The sequence below is a fragment of the Gardnerella sp. C0026F2 genome (assembly GCF_056590715.1).
Map to the genome: position 1 here is coordinate 85,018 of NZ_JBWPWR010000002.1, position 14,303 is coordinate 99,320.

The 14,303-nt window shown below is 39.9% G+C and carries 13 protein-coding genes; 1 reads left to right on the forward strand and 12 read right to left on the reverse strand.

Annotation, left to right across the window (positions count from 1 at the left end; genetic code table 11):
• Positions 1–38 precede the first annotated feature (38 nt).
• The 7 genes from AC1EK3_RS02830 to AC1EK3_RS02860 all read right to left on the reverse strand — a co-directional run bounded on the left by AC1EK3_RS02830 (position 39) and on the right by AC1EK3_RS02860 (position 5,506).
• Entirely contained in the window at positions 39–650 is a 612-nt protein-coding gene (locus AC1EK3_RS02830) for a CadD family cadmium resistance transporter (RefSeq protein ID WP_480033598.1), read from the reverse strand.
• A gap of 408 nt (positions 651–1,058) precedes the next feature.
• Positions 1,059–1,379: a type II toxin-antitoxin system RelE/ParE family toxin gene (locus AC1EK3_RS02835; protein WP_480033597.1), complete on the reverse strand. Its 321-nt coding sequence runs from the start codon at positions 1,377–1,379 to the stop codon at positions 1,059–1,061.
• The gene (locus tag AC1EK3_RS02840; RefSeq protein ID WP_480033596.1) at positions 1,376–1,681 is read right to left on the reverse strand and encodes a type II toxin-antitoxin system RelB/DinJ family antitoxin; all 306 of its coding nucleotides are present in this window, start codon (positions 1,679–1,681) and stop codon (positions 1,376–1,378) included. The genes AC1EK3_RS02835 and AC1EK3_RS02840 overlap by 4 nt, the downstream gene beginning before the upstream one ends.
• A 208-nt stretch (positions 1,682–1,889) precedes the next feature.
• The gene (locus tag AC1EK3_RS02845) at positions 1,890–2,180 is read right to left on the reverse strand and encodes a hypothetical protein (RefSeq protein WP_480033595.1); all 291 of its coding nucleotides are present in this window, start codon (positions 2,178–2,180) and stop codon (positions 1,890–1,892) included.
• On the reverse strand, positions 2,111–2,356 hold the full coding sequence (locus AC1EK3_RS02850) for a hypothetical protein (protein WP_480033649.1): 246 nt from the start codon (positions 2,354–2,356) through the stop codon (positions 2,111–2,113). The genes AC1EK3_RS02845 and AC1EK3_RS02850 overlap by 70 nt, the downstream gene beginning before the upstream one ends.
• 103 nt (positions 2,357–2,459) lie before the next feature.
• A complete protein-coding gene (locus AC1EK3_RS02855; protein ID WP_480033594.1) occupies positions 2,460–3,365 on the reverse strand; it encodes an exonuclease domain-containing protein in 906 nt (301 codons plus the stop codon).
• A 590-nt stretch (positions 3,366–3,955) separates the two neighbouring features.
• Positions 3,956–5,506, reverse strand: coding sequence for a zinc-ribbon domain-containing protein (locus AC1EK3_RS02860; RefSeq protein ID WP_480033593.1), 1,551 nt, complete (start codon positions 5,504–5,506; stop codon positions 3,956–3,958).
• Between the two features lie 494 nt (positions 5,507–6,000).
• Between AC1EK3_RS02860 and AC1EK3_RS02865 the strand changes: the two genes are divergently transcribed.
• A complete protein-coding gene (locus AC1EK3_RS02865) occupies positions 6,001–7,572 on the forward strand; it encodes a glycosyltransferase family 2 protein (protein WP_480033592.1) in 1,572 nt (523 codons plus the stop codon).
• A 345-nt stretch (positions 7,573–7,917) separates the two neighbouring features.
• Here the strand turns inward: AC1EK3_RS02865 and AC1EK3_RS02870 are convergent, their stop codons facing one another.
• The 5 genes from AC1EK3_RS02870 to AC1EK3_RS02890 all read right to left on the reverse strand — a co-directional run bounded on the left by AC1EK3_RS02870 (position 7,918) and on the right by AC1EK3_RS02890 (position 14,301).
• Positions 7,918–9,354 carry a class I SAM-dependent RNA methyltransferase gene (locus AC1EK3_RS02870; protein ID WP_480033591.1) on the reverse strand — a complete coding sequence of 479 codons (1,437 nt, stop codon included), beginning with the start codon at positions 9,352–9,354 and terminating at the stop codon, positions 7,918–7,920.
• Between the two features lie 67 nt (positions 9,355–9,421).
• Positions 9,422–10,261 carry a DUF3159 domain-containing protein gene (locus AC1EK3_RS02875; RefSeq protein WP_480033590.1) on the reverse strand — a complete coding sequence of 280 codons (840 nt, stop codon included), beginning with the start codon at positions 10,259–10,261 and terminating at the stop codon, positions 9,422–9,424.
• Between the two features lie 24 nt (positions 10,262–10,285).
• Positions 10,286–11,050 carry a DUF3710 domain-containing protein gene (locus AC1EK3_RS02880; RefSeq protein ID WP_480033589.1) on the reverse strand — a complete coding sequence of 255 codons (765 nt, stop codon included), beginning with the start codon at positions 11,048–11,050 and terminating at the stop codon, positions 10,286–10,288.
• Positions 11,051–11,229: 179 nt separating this feature from the next.
• Positions 11,230–12,096, reverse strand: coding sequence for an exodeoxyribonuclease III (locus AC1EK3_RS02885; RefSeq protein WP_480033588.1), 867 nt, complete (start codon positions 12,094–12,096; stop codon positions 11,230–11,232).
• Between the two features lie 180 nt (positions 12,097–12,276).
• Complete coding sequence (locus tag AC1EK3_RS02890; RefSeq protein ID WP_480033587.1) at positions 12,277–14,301, reverse strand: dipeptide ABC transporter ATP-binding protein; 2,025 nt, start codon at positions 14,299–14,301, stop codon at positions 12,277–12,279.
• Between the last annotated feature and the right edge of the window lie 2 nt (positions 14,302–14,303).

The following is a 14,303-nucleotide window of genomic DNA, read 5'->3' on the forward strand; positions in this document are numbered from 1 at the left end:
TGAACATAAAAATAGCAGATAAAGGGAAGGAAATGAATTTACACCAAAGTTAGGACTTGACCTATGAAATAATTAATCGTTCCATTTTCAATCAATATATAGAGACCGAGTCCAATAAACACGACTGGTACAATTATTTTTTCGTACTTTTCCACAGTCTCTCCGATAGCAGAAATTGAGGCGAGATTTTGAGATAATTTGCATAGAATCAAAATCCCTAACGCAAATATTACTAAACTTATACTAATCTCAATCAAACTCTTTCCTGTAAAATATGGGATATAAATTCCTAAATTATCTCCACCCATTGCCACTGTTAAACTTGTAAATGCTAAGATTTTTGATCCATTTCCGGTAATTTTCCCCTCGATATCTTCTTCATCAATATCTTCATCCACAAAAATTGCTCTTATACCAAGACCTAGCGGAATTAGACCAAGGAGTCCGATAATCCAATCTTGTGGAATAAAATTTAAAAAGTAAGCGGCAATAAGACTAACCAGTACAAGCAGTCCTGTACCTAAATACTGCCCTACATAAATTGATTTCAAACCTTTCTTTCCTTGACTAGCGAATAAAATAGTCAAAACAACTAAGAAGTCAATGGATGTAGAAACAAAAACTAATAAAGCAGATACTATTGTTTCCATTATTTCTCCTTTCAAAATGTTAAATTTTTTAGACAAGGGGGGTGCAAAGTGTGTGCACCTTTTAACGTTAACATCCTGTGCACTCGACCCTAGAGCGTTGATATCTTCCCTCATACAGAAAAATCGCACTCAAAAAACCGCGCCAAACCAGCCTAAAACTGCCACACACTAAACATTTTAACGATAGCCCTCGCTAAACCCTGCTACACAAGGACTAAAACGCAGCAACTAGACTGCACGCATAGTAGATGTCATCAAAACGATATCTTGATTCAGTGCGATTTGTAAAGGAGCGCCACTGATTCTGTATGGATTGAGAGAACGGGTAGTATAGCTACACTTTTTTGAGTGCACACTATGGATACTTGGTGCACTTTTTAACGATAGAAGCGAGATATCACAAAAGGTTTAATTGCCATTTATAACTTTCTCAATATCTCTTTTCCCATAAAGCACGCGAGAAACCACAACTTCATGCTTTTCTTCAAAAACAAAATAAAAAATAAGAAAATTATCACACGCCATGAACCTTAAACTTCTACTTCTCCATGGCTCAAAACTAACCAAACGATGCGCAAGAGGAAACTCATCAAGACTCAATATTGCTTTCTCCAACCTATTTACCTGCCCCTGCGCGTTGTTCAAAGACAGTAAATTAAACGCAATATAAGCATAAATACCGCGCAAGTCTTCTTCAGCCTCACGCGAAATGTGAACCGAGTAAATCATAAGTTAAATTCCTTATGCAAGGACTCAAAAACCTTACTCGCAGGCTTCACATCACCAGATAAAACCGACTTATAACCCTTTTCCAACTCATCATTCAACTCACCTTGAGTCATAGAACTCACATCACGCGGCTCTCTATAACCCAATTTCACATCAAAAGGAAGCCCCTGCTGTAAAACAACCTGCTTATAAAACATAGTAATAGCACTCGAAGGAGGAAGACCCAAAGAATTCAATATATACTCTGCCTGCTCTTTTAACTCCGGATCAATACGAGTATACAAGTTAGCTGTTTTCGCCATATAATCACCCCTTATTTCTTACAATGATTATACAACATTGCATTGGCATTGCAATGGCACTGCATTGCATTGTATTAGACAAATCATAATGAGAATCCAGAATATCTCGTGACACAAAGAGATACAACTCATCCTTATTCATATAGTTTTCTGGTATACGAAACTCTTCCCGAGACACCGCTACCGTTTCCCAATGATACGACACAGCTTATTGCAATTTTTTAATTGATTCACTTTCAGACAGTATCCTCATTTGTTCAATAGCTATTGCATTTAATTTCTCCAATCTTTCAGATTGACTCATACCTTCATTTATAAATACAGCATTAAGATTCTCAAGATTAGAAAGGCAAACAAGCTGAGATATATCTGCATAATCTCTAATATTGCCTTTTAAATCCGGATTTTCATCACGCCACTCTTTAGCTGTTATTCCAAATAAAGAAACATTAAGAATATCCGCTTCATTTGCATAAATAAAATTGATTTCCTCACCCATTGCTTAACAGATAATATAAAACGGTTAAGTCCTGCTTCATTTTTAATTCCCTCGAATTCGGTGGAATTAAAATTCGTGTTATACATTTCTTCCCAAATACCTAAAAACTCTATCGTATTCTTATTCCTAAGCCACTTTTCGATCAAAGCAGAACCGTTATCAATATTTCTAACCATATCCGTTAAAGAAATATAATCTCTATTGTCAATGGCAATAATGCTGATTTCTGAACCTTCAACATTTATTTTAGACACGTAATCACCTCTCAATCATCCAATTTCACACATTTAGCAAATCATAGAAAGTACGCTCATCTATGATTTCTATATCTTGCCCCTCAAGCTTGAGCTTTTCTGCTTTCTTATGCTTTGAAGACTTCTCACCTTTAAGAATTGCATTGTAATCATTGTCACCAAGGATCAGATAGTTCGTCTGCTTAGTCACACTATTATCTAAGACACCGCCGAGATTCACTACAATCTGCCGAGCATCTTTTCGAAGCATTTTCTCAAGCTTACCAGTGAAAACCACATGTCGATTATAGAAAAATCCATCTTCATCAATAACCACTTCAGTAGGCTTAATTGCTTTGATATCTATCCCTTTGCCACCGTGACTTCCGCTTGTTGTCCATAAGTCTTCAATGACTAGATTCTTCTCAGCCATACTTGCTTTTACTGCATCATATAATTCTTTCGTTGATGTGCAGTCTGATAAAGCACGGTGTTCATTATTGTGTAATCCTAAGTAGTCAGTTAAATCTGAGAGTCTGTGATGTTTCAGCTCAGGATACAGTTTTCTTGAAAATTGCATCGTATCCATATACCGGTTAGTCAGTTGTTCCTTAAAGCCTTCATTCAAAAAGCGCATATCAAAAGAAGTATTATGACCAAGAATAATATCCTCACCAATAAATGAAAGCACAGACGTTTTCACATCAGCAATAGATGGCATGCCTTCCAGCATTTCATTAGTTATTCCTGTTAATGATGTAATAAAATCGTCTACTTCTATACTCGGTTTAATCAGCTGATCATAACGGTCTACTATCTCATTATTTCTAACTTTTAAGATACCAATCTCAATAATCTCATCATAATAAGCAGATAAGCCTGTCGTCTCAGTATCTAACACGCAATAATCATCAATAATCTGCCTAGTATAGTTAGTATTCACGCTATACATAAAATACCCCCAACCCCCAAAAACGATTATTATAATCCAATTATAAAGAAGAACTTTACGCTAGCAACTCATATAACAATTTTTCTTAAAACAATATTATTGATATTCCCAAATCACTTAAAACTACAATTTTTCAAAAAATATTCAAACAACCATATACCAATAACTCGCTAACACACTACAAGCAAACACAACATAAACAGCTGGGTGCAAAGTGGCGAATCGACTTGCATGAGCGATTAAAACATAATTCGCGAATGCACTTCGATTCGCTGAGCTTGCTCAAAGTTGAAAGCACAGTGTGCTTTCAACGCAAGCGAAGCACGTTAACATCCTGTGCACTCGACCCTAAAGCGTTGATATCTTCCCTCAAACAGCCAAACTGCGCTCAAAAACCACAAGAACCCAGCCTAAAGCCGCCGTATACCAGACATTTTAACGATAACTCTCGCAAACCCTTGCTACACAAAGGCAAATTTGCACCCACCTAATCAGCCCTTGACATCAAGACTATACTTAATCGGATTTCTTCTCATATAGATAGCTATCGGTTTCAATATTTTACTTTTATAAAAGACCCAAGCATTAATCTATTTTTTATTACTACTAATGTTTGAAATATAATCAATCAAACATTTTATACTACTATCAAAATCACTATAATCAGATTGAACAAAAATTTCATGATAATAAGATGATTTTATGTTCAGTGATTGAAGATTAGCTTCTCTAATTCTTATAACAATGAAACCTGCCTCCAATAATTCTGAAGTTTTCCGTTTATCCACATCTATTTTCCCTTCATGCCAGTATCCGCCATCATATTCTATGGCAAATTTTTTGTCATGAATACTAAACGAAATATCAATGGACCAGTTATAGGAAAAATTATCATAATTGTATCTAGCTCCAGATCGAGCCGTTCCTATTTTTTTTCGAACAGCATCAAAGTATTTAAGTTCAATCCTTGATTTATTAGAATCTGTACATTCAGGACACACAGCACCATGGATTCTAGAAACTATAGATGCCTTATATGTATGAGCATGATTGTTTTCACACACCCACAAGGGCACAAAATTTAATTTTGCATTAGGGCGAATACACCAAGGACTAACGGGATTTGAAGTATCCCATTGCTCAACTAATTTAGGATAAATCCAAGCTATTGATCCTTGAATTTTTCCACAGTTAGGACACAACTGTCCATCTTTTCTTTGTCTATCTCTAGGGGTAGATCGCCATTCATGACCACAAGCTATGCACTTCCACCATACTATTCTCTTACTATTATCTCTTATATTTTCAGGTGTATAAACACCGTTTTTCTCTTTTAGCCACTCAGAAGCTATCTCAGGATTCGTATCTGCCAAAAAAAGTCCAGTGCCAAGAGTTGCTTGACCTCTGCATGCTGGACATCCTGATTCTAAATAAGAATACGGAAAAGCATATGGATGATGTCCCCTCTTACATTTAAACCTATATTCCCCATCCCCTGCGCGCATACCGCTCCAATTTGTTGGGTATACTGCTGTCTCGTATGGGCTTCTCTCATCATCCCATGATTCCAATAACTCAGGCACATCAGAACATAAAGTATTTTTTGCTTCTTCAATTGATAAAAAAGTTTTCTGAACATATGTTATTTCTGGTTCCAGAACTTTTCTCGTCACTTTTGGAGCGTAATGAGCAGCAGTGTTAGGATGCATTTGGCATGAACATTTTAATGAACCGTCATCAACGATTTGTCTACCGCAATGACTGCATACAACAAGTAGAATAGTACCAGTATTATCTATAGAACCATCTTTAAGGATACTAACTAATTCAAACCCACGTCGATTCGCAAGAGTGCTATATTTACTAAAAATAGTTCCAGAGGTTATATGCACTATAGGATAATTTGACCTCATCAATGCATTCCAATAACAAGCTCTACATACAGGTTCACCGATATTAGCTTTCTCCATAATATACTTGATGCGATAATGTGCTTCTGTGTTGCAAATCATGCATTTAGTAAGTATGTATAAATCCTTAGGATAGCTTTTAGAAGAATCATAGTTTTCAGCTAGCTCTAAACCGCCAGAAGTTAAAATATTCTCAAGCTCTTCTTTAGTTCGTAAAACTTTTCTTCCCATGATAAACTCTATATTCTTTATAAATTACTTTTAAAATTATTATATGCAATAAGTAAATGATAACCAGAATGTTTTCTTTGACACCTACTATCTCAATTATTGTTTTATCCTTGAAAATTTAGCTTTTTGTCTGAGTGCAAGGTAGATACATTTTCATATTATCTATCCTGTTCAATCGTCACTACGCTATAGACATGTTTCCATAAACGCAAAATAACACTCAAAAACCGTAAGAAACCAGCTTACAGTGATTTTTCTTATCGCCCACGACACTAACATCTTCAAAATTATCAGATTTTACGTAAAGCATATATAGTCCTCCTTCATTTTGGTATATCTATATACGCTCTAACACCAGATAATATCAAGTTCTATTATTAGCTACTCTACCTGTATTTATATCTACCAGGATTTTACAAGCAAAACCTATTTTTTAGCACACGCATAAAAACGTCTGGGAAAACGTCCCCTCCCCCCCCCCTAGACTTTTTCCCATGTTAAAGCGAGCATCACTATACGTAACTATTCTCATAACATGGTTACTACTATTCTTAATCTTTACACCATTCGCTATTAGAGAATACGTTTTTTCTGGAACAAGAAACACTACGCTAGATATTCTCATAGCATTAAACGCAATCTTCATAATCTACTTCTGGCTAAACGGCACTAAAGATATCATCTACGTACTATGGTTCTACCTGCATAAAAAATCCATTACACAATACGTTCAAAAAGTCTCTTGCATGCCAATACCAGCAAACAAGCGTATTGTGATGCTCTACTGTACTTGCAACGATTTCGAAGGCGACTCACTCACTCAATGCTTAAAACAAAAGTACACAGGATCTGTCAAAACAGTCATCCTTGATGATTCTAGTGACCCTAATTACAAAAACAAGGTAGACGAATATGCTAAAGAACATAATGTAGAAGTAGTACGCCGCGAAAATAGAAAAGGATTCAAAGCAGGAAATCTCAACAACTATTTACACGAACGAACCGACTACGATTACTTTGTTATTCTCGACAGTGATGAAATCATCCCTCCAGATTTTATTATTCGATGCTTACAATACTTCCAATACTTTAAAAACGCTGGAATCGTGCAATGCAATCACGTAGCAACACGTAACATTAACCGCTTTATGCACCTACTACACATTGAAGTGAACAGCCACTGGCCTGTGTACCAAACAATGAAACATCACTATGGTTTCATGTCTCTACTAGGACATGGCGCGATGGTAAGCCACGAATGCTACGAAGCAGTAGATGGATTACCAGAAGTTGTTGCTGAAGACTTATGCTTATCAATTGAAGCACGCAGTAAAGGATACTCTGTTGCTTTCGCGCCAAACATAACATGCGAGGAACAATATCCGATTGACTATCTAGCTTTTAAGAAACGACATAGTAAATGGACTCAAGGTAATTTCGAGTTCATGAAATGCTACACTAAACGCATTTTTACATCTAAAATGCGATGGTTTGAAAAACTAGATATTTTCTTATTCACCTACAACCTACCATTAACATCACTTTTCACATGCTATGTAGCAATGAATATCATATTCTTCCCAGCGCTGCACTACGATTTACATTATCCAGCATGGCTACTTGTACCAACCGTAATATTCTTCATGGCACCAATGCTAAACGACGTATTCTTCTGGCTTGGTAAAGTATCTATCAAACATTTACTACTCTACATGCTTTTTACTTTCTGCTTGTACGGTTCCATGCTTTACGTGTCAATGAAATCATCATTCCTAGCACTTACAGGAAGAAAAGCCGTATTTGTTGTAACACCAAAAACAACGCAACATATTACGCTAGTTGAATCATTACGAATGAACGTTCAAGAAATAATATTCTCAATAGTTCTCATCACTCTCTCATGCGCATTCAAAGGCGGAATACTACCAGTCATTCTCATAGTAGCACCAACGCTTTTCAGCATATATTTAACAATGTACTCGAACTCTAAAAAACCTATCGATACTCCACACCATGTTAGAAACAATTACAAAACAAGAAGACCACTCGCACACGCATACAGGTGATATAAACCCACAAAAAATAACAGGCATTACAGAAAATGGTAAAAAGACGAAATTAAGGCAACAACTCTACACACAGAAAGCAACAGTTTCAGAGTTCAGAAGGAAAAGTTTCATTGTATCCAAGAGTTAAGAAACTAGAACCAACCTTCACAGGGTGGGTGCAAAGTGTGTGCACTTTTTAACGTTAACATCCTGTGCACTCGACCCCAGAGCGTTGATATCTTCCCTCAAACAGCCAAACTGCGCTCAAAAACCGCAAGAACCCAGCTTAAAACTGCCACGCATTAAACCTTTTAACGATAGCCCTCGCTAACCCCTGCTACACAAGGGCAAACTTGCACCCACCTAATCAGCCTTTGACATCAATACAACACTCTCGACGTGATGAGTGTTGGGATATATGTCGAACGCGCGCAAAGACTGAACGCTGTATCCAAGCTCTCTAAACGTGCCAACATCTCGAGCAAGACTAGTCGGATCGCAAGCAACGTACACAACGCTTCTTACTCCAGACTTAGCAATCTGCTTACAAACTTGAGCTTTAGCGCCAGCGCGCGGAGGATCTAACACAACAACATCAGGATGCGCAAATCGGCGCACAATCTTAGATGACTTACTCGCCTTAAACACCTGTGATTCAAGCGTTTGCGAAACATCGCCTTCAAGCGCTTCAACAACATCCCTGCCAAGACCTGCGCGCCCAATGTTTCGCCTTGCATTCTTTACAGCAATCGGCGCACCCTCAATACTAAGTACGCGAGCTGGCTCTGCAGAACCAAAAGCGCCAGTAGTACCAAGAGCACCCACGGCACTAGAAGAATCTCCGCCAATATTAGCCAAAGTAGCAAGCGGAATCGTAAACAAACCAGATCCAGAATACAAATCCCACAAAACCGTATTCTTAATACGCCCACCAAGCGCAGAACGAACTAATCCCAAAACGTAGTTCACCAAATGTTCTGGAGCTGCGCGATGAATCTGCCAAAAACCACGCGCGTCAACATCGTAATCAAAAGTACGCGCACGCGATGAATCACCATCAACCGCAACGCGCACGCGCTCGCGCAACAAAGCCGAGCCTGCAACCAACTCATCATTTACTATAAGCGCATAATTTTCGCCAATCGCATCAAGAAGCGCAGCCTTGTCACCAGAAACACCAAAATCTAAACCATCAACTCGAGGCTCTGGAACAGCAAGTCGAATTTGTGCATTTGGTGAGAAAGTGCGATTCCACAAATCCAAAGAATCCGCAACTGCTAAAACCGCGCGCGACGCAAGTGGCATAGTATCAATCGCAATGCGATCATGCGACTCGCGCTTTCGCATAGACAATCGCCCTTCATCATCCGCAACCAACTCCATGCGCGTACGCCAATTAAATCCGTTAAGCTCCTCATCCCCCGGCATGCGCTCAACGTTAACATCGCTTTCCGCAACATCCATATGCGCTAAACGCTGGAATTGATTAGCAATTACGGAAGCCTTCCAACGAATCTGCCCAGGCAAAGAAACGTGAATTAAATCCGCTCCTCCAACTCCACCACCCTGAGCCAAAGGGCCAGCGAGTTTCCATTGCGGCTCCACGCGATCCGCGCTAGGCTCCAAAACTTCTACGACTTCGCCAGTAAAAAAGTGCGCTTTTGCACGCATCGGCTCATCCATACGCACAACGACCAGCTCACCGGGCAGCGCAAATCGCACGAATACAACGCGTCCGTCAAGATGACCTACGCATCTGCCTTGATCCGCATATCGCTCGATTCGCATCGTCACTTGCATAAACTACCCCTTAGTTTTGCGTTTTGTTAAGCCGATTCTTTGCTAAGCTTATTCTCTAACACTGATTTTAGTTAAGCTGATTTTCTTCGCTATGCTTCTCTTCACGATTTTTATGATGCAGACGCATAAACGGCGTTGCAATAATCAAGTAAGAAACCCAAATTGCGAGCGCCCAGAACGGCAATCCCATAATCAAACGCACTGTACCAAGCCACACAACGTGATTCGTCAAATATAATGGCACTTGCAAAACAAGCCTCAGCACAAAAACAGCAATCCACAATCCTGTTACATACATATACGCTCGCTTAAGCGGCTTATAATCGAGCCATTCGTGAAGCCACGCACCAAAGTTTTCTGTAGGCATTTTGCGAATTGACTCAATTACAAGCCCTAAAGCAGGCACGCGCACAATCAGCGAAATCGCAAGAAGCACACCATAAACAGCATTCGTAATAAAGCCCATAATATAGTAGTCGCGCGCTTGGTGACTCGTCCACACCCAAACAAGGCAGATTCCAATGGAAATAAGTCCACTAATTGCCCCCATAAGCGATTGCCTCTGAATAAGACGAATCACAACTTGCAAAACAGCAATCACAGCTGCCACAATAACCGTTGTTTGCACATTTCGTGTTACAACGAAGCAAATAACAAACAGCAAGCCGGGCAGCATGGATTCGATTACGCCTCGAACGCCACCCATTGAATCAATTACAGAAAACGTAGACCCTTCGGCTCCGATTGAAGCCAATGTCGCTAGTCCTGAGCGTTTTTTGGTTCGCGCAGAATCGTTGGTTCGCGCAGAATCGTTGGTTTGCGCAGAATCGTTGAGTTTTACTTCATTTGAAAACTCTTGCGAAGAAAACTCTTCTTCGGATTTCTGTAAAGATTCTTGTGAATCCATTCAATTAACTTTCTACTACTTGCATTATCTAATTTCAGCAAACATTGGACCGCGTGTAAGCGTAGTTTTTACTTCTACTTGTTGGTCGTAACCTAATGGTTTATCGTCTTTTTTTAGCGCATTACTAGCATCTTCATCAGACGTATTATTTTCCCCATCTTTACCGCTATTGTCTGTATTTAAAGCAGCTTCTTTTTCTTCTCTAGTTATTGGATCATGCATAGGAATAAAATCGCGAGGCGCAAGCGGCTCTTCACCACGATTTACAACAATCCCCTTAAACCATTCATCTAATTGTTTTGTTTCGTTATTATTATCTGCAAGCTCTGTTGCTGCAGGTCCAGAGAATACTCCGCGAAGCATCCACCTAGGGCCATCAACGCCAACGATGCGTGTTGTAATAGTTTTTTCTCCAACTTTTACAGGCAACAGTAGCTCAGTACCAAATTCGCCTTGTACTGTACATGCTTGACTATTTCCATCAAGCAAATCTTTGCACACTTCTAGCCAGATACCAGATGTTTTAGGCGCAGCAAAAGCTTCAACCTCTACGCTTGAAGACCCATAAGTTACTGTCATACCAAGAACTTGCGATGTTTCACGCTGTTTTTTTACTCGCAATTCAATGCCTTGAAAATATGGAATATAGATTGAGCCAAAATCTAGATAATCGCTAAAATCAGGAGCATCTTCATCATTGAAATCCCATGGACCAGTTTTTTCTTCTACGATTTCGTCTTCAACTTTTGAAGATTTTTCTTCTTCATGTCGGCCAAATAACCAACCCATTATTCCTCATTTCTTAAAACAACAAATCTACAACAATGCATTTTTTACTTATTATTGTAAATTGCTCAACTTCACTAGAATATCACAAGCAAAGCACTGAAAAATTTGCACATACGCTACATACAGATAAGTATGCGATTGCTTAGTTATTTCGCATTACGCAGATTAATTCTTATGCATCACACGTCATACTTTATACTCAACGGAGCATGATCAGACCATCGCGCATCATAACTTTCAGCACGATCGATTACAAATCCGCGAGCGCTTTCCGCAATTTCAGGAGTTGCGAACTGGTAGTCTAATCTCCAGCCAACGTTATTGTCGAAGGCCTTGCCGCGCTGACTCCACCAAGTGTATGGTCCTTGAATATCACCTGCAAGCATGCGCATAACGTCAACAAACTCATACTCGTTAATCCAGCGGTCAATATACGCGCGCTCTTCAGGCAAGAATCCTGCACTTTTTTCATTAGCTTTAGCATTTTTAATATCTAACGGCGTATGCGCAATATTAAAGTCACCGCACAAAATCGCCTGATTCCCGCCACTTGCTGCTGCATCTCGAAGCTCCCCTAAACGAGTAAGCATTGTGTCTAAAAAGCGGAATTTTTGTTTCATTTTTTGCGGATCGTCCACATTTCCAGCATGAACATACACAGAAGCAATAGTAATTTCATACCCTTCAGGGGTACGCACGTCAGTTTCAACCCATCTACCAGAATCAACATCCTCGCTTAAGCCAGGCAAACCGTAGCGTTTGTTTACTACAGGAAGAGACGTAACTAGAGCTACTCCAGCTCGACCTTTTACACGGCAAACTTCATTCGTATAAGTAAAATTATCGTTTTCTATAGGATTTGCGGTATTTTCAGACGCACGATATCCCATTTCAATTTTTGTCATAATTGGGTCGATTGCATCTTGCGGAGCGCGCACTTCTTGCATACACCACACGTCTGGAGTATGCGCGTCAGACCAGTTAAGCATACCTTTGCGCTCAGCTGCACGAATACCGTTTAAATTCGAAGTCGTAATTGTAATCATGTAATCAACTCTAATATGCGCACAACACAAACAGCTCCATCACTAAACAACAGACATAAATCACGCAACTAACACAGATTACAAGTTATGGATTACTCAACCAATAAACACGGAATTAATAGAAAAACAAAAAAGGTGCAGATTCTATAAAACCTGCACCTTTTTATCAGCTTGTACTATTTAATCTAATCCAAGCTTCAAATTTCCACCTGGAATTGCATCGAGCAAGTCACGAGTGTATTCCATTTGTGGATGATCGAACACTTCGTCTGTTGTAGCGTGCTCAACAAGCTTTCCATGCTGCATAACAACAACTTCGTCTGCAATCTGGCGAACCACAGCCAAATCGTGAGTAATGAACAAATAGCTCAAACCACGTTCGGCTTGCAAGTCGTTAAGCAAACGAAGAACCTGATCCTGAACAAGCACATCCAAAGCAGATACAGCTTCATCGCAAACAATTACGTCAGGATTCAATGCCATAGCTCGCGCAATTGCGATACGCTGACGCTGACCGCCTGAAAGCTCATTCGGGAAGCGAGTCATAACAGAAGCAGGCATTTGAACCATATCCAAAAGTTCGCGAACTCGATTCTGTCTGCTCTTCTTATCGCCAATCTTATGAATGCGCAACGGCTCCTCAATAGAGCGATAAATAGAATACATTGGATCAAGAGATCCATAAGGATTCTGGAATACTGGCTGTACATGACGGCGGAAATCAAGCAAATCCGCACCCTTCAAATCAGCAATATTCTTACCTTCGTAAGTTACTGTTCCACTTGTTGGATTAAGCAAACGCAAAACCATATTTGCAACAGTAGACTTACCAGAACCAGATTCACCCACGATTGCCAAAGTAGTTCCGCGCTTAATTGAGAACGAAACATCGTCAACAGCTTTAAATAGTTCCTTCTTACGAGGAAGCTTAAACTCACGAGTTAAGTGATCCACAGTAATAATGTGCTCGCTTTTTTCGAGAGCTTGCTCACCTACTACATGATGCTCAAGAAGACTATCAGCATTACCACCATGCTCTTTCACTGAGATGATTCGCTGAGAGGCCAAAGATGGAGCGGCAGCAACGAGTCTCTTTGTATACGGATGCTGAGGATGCTGCAAAACTTCCAACGATGGACCAGATTCAACAACACGACCCTTATACATAACAACAACGTGCTGTGCACGAGCAGCAGCCAAGCCTAAATCGTGTGTAATGAACAGAACAGAAGTTCCGAGCGAATCAGTTAGTGTGTGCAAATGGTCAAGAATACGCTTTTGCACAGTAACATCCAAAGCGGAAGTCGGTTCATCTGCAATAAGCAAGTCTGGGCGGCAAGCCAAACCGATAGCAATCAAAGCGCGCTGACGCATACCACCGGAAAACTCGTGTGGGAACTGACGAGCTCGAGTTGCAGCATCTGGCAAACCAGCTTCGTCAAGCAAACCAGCAATACGATCTTCAATAGTTGCTCCAACAACATACTTCTTGGCAATTTCCCAAGCTTTGTCGTCATTCACACCATACTTGATTAAATCGTCTGCTACGCGCCAACGAGTTTCAGAGCCTGAAACCCACTCTTTTTTGTAGTATTCCATGGCTTCATTGAACTTTTCAGAATTGTTGTTCTCATCAAGTCCAACTTCTTTCAAAGCATTCTTAGCAGCTTCAATCAATTCTGGTAATTCTTTAGAGCCAAGGAATGTTTCATCATCGTTGTTTTTGACTTTAACAGAATCGCCTGCAAGAGCCTCAGCCAATGAAGAGCGACTTTCATGATCAACGTCAACACCATTTGCGATTAACGCTTCTTTAACCTGTGTACCAATACGCCACACAGGATTCAAGTTGCTCATAGGATCTTGTGGAACTAAGCCCATGGTATTACCGCGCAATGCAGCATACTCTTTTGGCTTTAATTTGCTAATTTCTTTACCTTTGAGCTTAATAGATCCACCTGTAACATGACCGGTTCCAGGAAGCAAACCCAAAACTGCCATTGCAGAAGTAGATTTTCCAGAACCAGATTCACCTACGATTGCAACCCACTGTCCTGGGTAAACACAGAAGCTAGCATCTCTAACAGCGTGAACAGCTTTTTTTGAGTCTGTTGTGAAATCTACCTGAAGATTTTTCACTTCCAACAACGGCCCTTGCTCTAATTGCATGGCGCGAATGTCTATATCTTTACGTGTAGTATTCATGA

Coding starts and splice junctions, on each gene's coding strand:
- AC1EK3_RS02830 (WP_480033598.1), bottom strand. CDS start 650: ATGGAAACAATAGTATCTGCTTTATTAGTTTTTGTTTCTACATCCATT.
- AC1EK3_RS02835 (WP_480033597.1), bottom strand. CDS start 1,379: ATGATTTACTCGGTTCACATTTCGCGTGAGGCTGAAGAAGACTTGCGC.
- AC1EK3_RS02840 (WP_480033596.1), bottom strand. CDS start 1,681: ATGGCGAAAACAGCTAACTTGTATACTCGTATTGATCCGGAGTTAAAA.
- AC1EK3_RS02845 (WP_480033595.1), bottom strand. CDS start 2,180: ATGGGTGAGGAAATCAATTTTATTTATGCAAATGAAGCGGATATTCTT.
- AC1EK3_RS02850 (WP_480033649.1), bottom strand. CDS start 2,356: ATGGTTAGAAATATTGATAACGGTTCTGCTTTGATCGAAAAGTGGCTT.
- AC1EK3_RS02855 (WP_480033594.1), bottom strand. CDS start 3,365: ATGTATAGCGTGAATACTAACTATACTAGGCAGATTATTGATGATTAT.
- AC1EK3_RS02860 (WP_480033593.1), bottom strand. CDS start 5,506: ATGGGAAGAAAAGTTTTACGAACTAAAGAAGAGCTTGAGAATATTTTA.
- AC1EK3_RS02865 (WP_480033592.1), top strand. CDS start 6,001: ATGTTAAAGCGAGCATCACTATACGTAACTATTCTCATAACATGGTTA.
- AC1EK3_RS02870 (WP_480033591.1), bottom strand. CDS start 9,354: ATGCAAGTGACGATGCGAATCGAGCGATATGCGGATCAAGGCAGATGC.
- AC1EK3_RS02875 (WP_480033590.1), bottom strand. CDS start 10,261: ATGGATTCACAAGAATCTTTACAGAAATCCGAAGAAGAGTTTTCTTCG.
- AC1EK3_RS02880 (WP_480033589.1), bottom strand. CDS start 11,050: ATGGGTTGGTTATTTGGCCGACATGAAGAAGAAAAATCTTCAAAAGTT.
- AC1EK3_RS02885 (WP_480033588.1), bottom strand. CDS start 12,096: ATGATTACAATTACGACTTCGAATTTAAACGGTATTCGTGCAGCTGAG.
- AC1EK3_RS02890 (WP_480033587.1), bottom strand. CDS start 14,301: ATGAATACTACACGTAAAGATATAGACATTCGCGCCATGCAATTAGAG.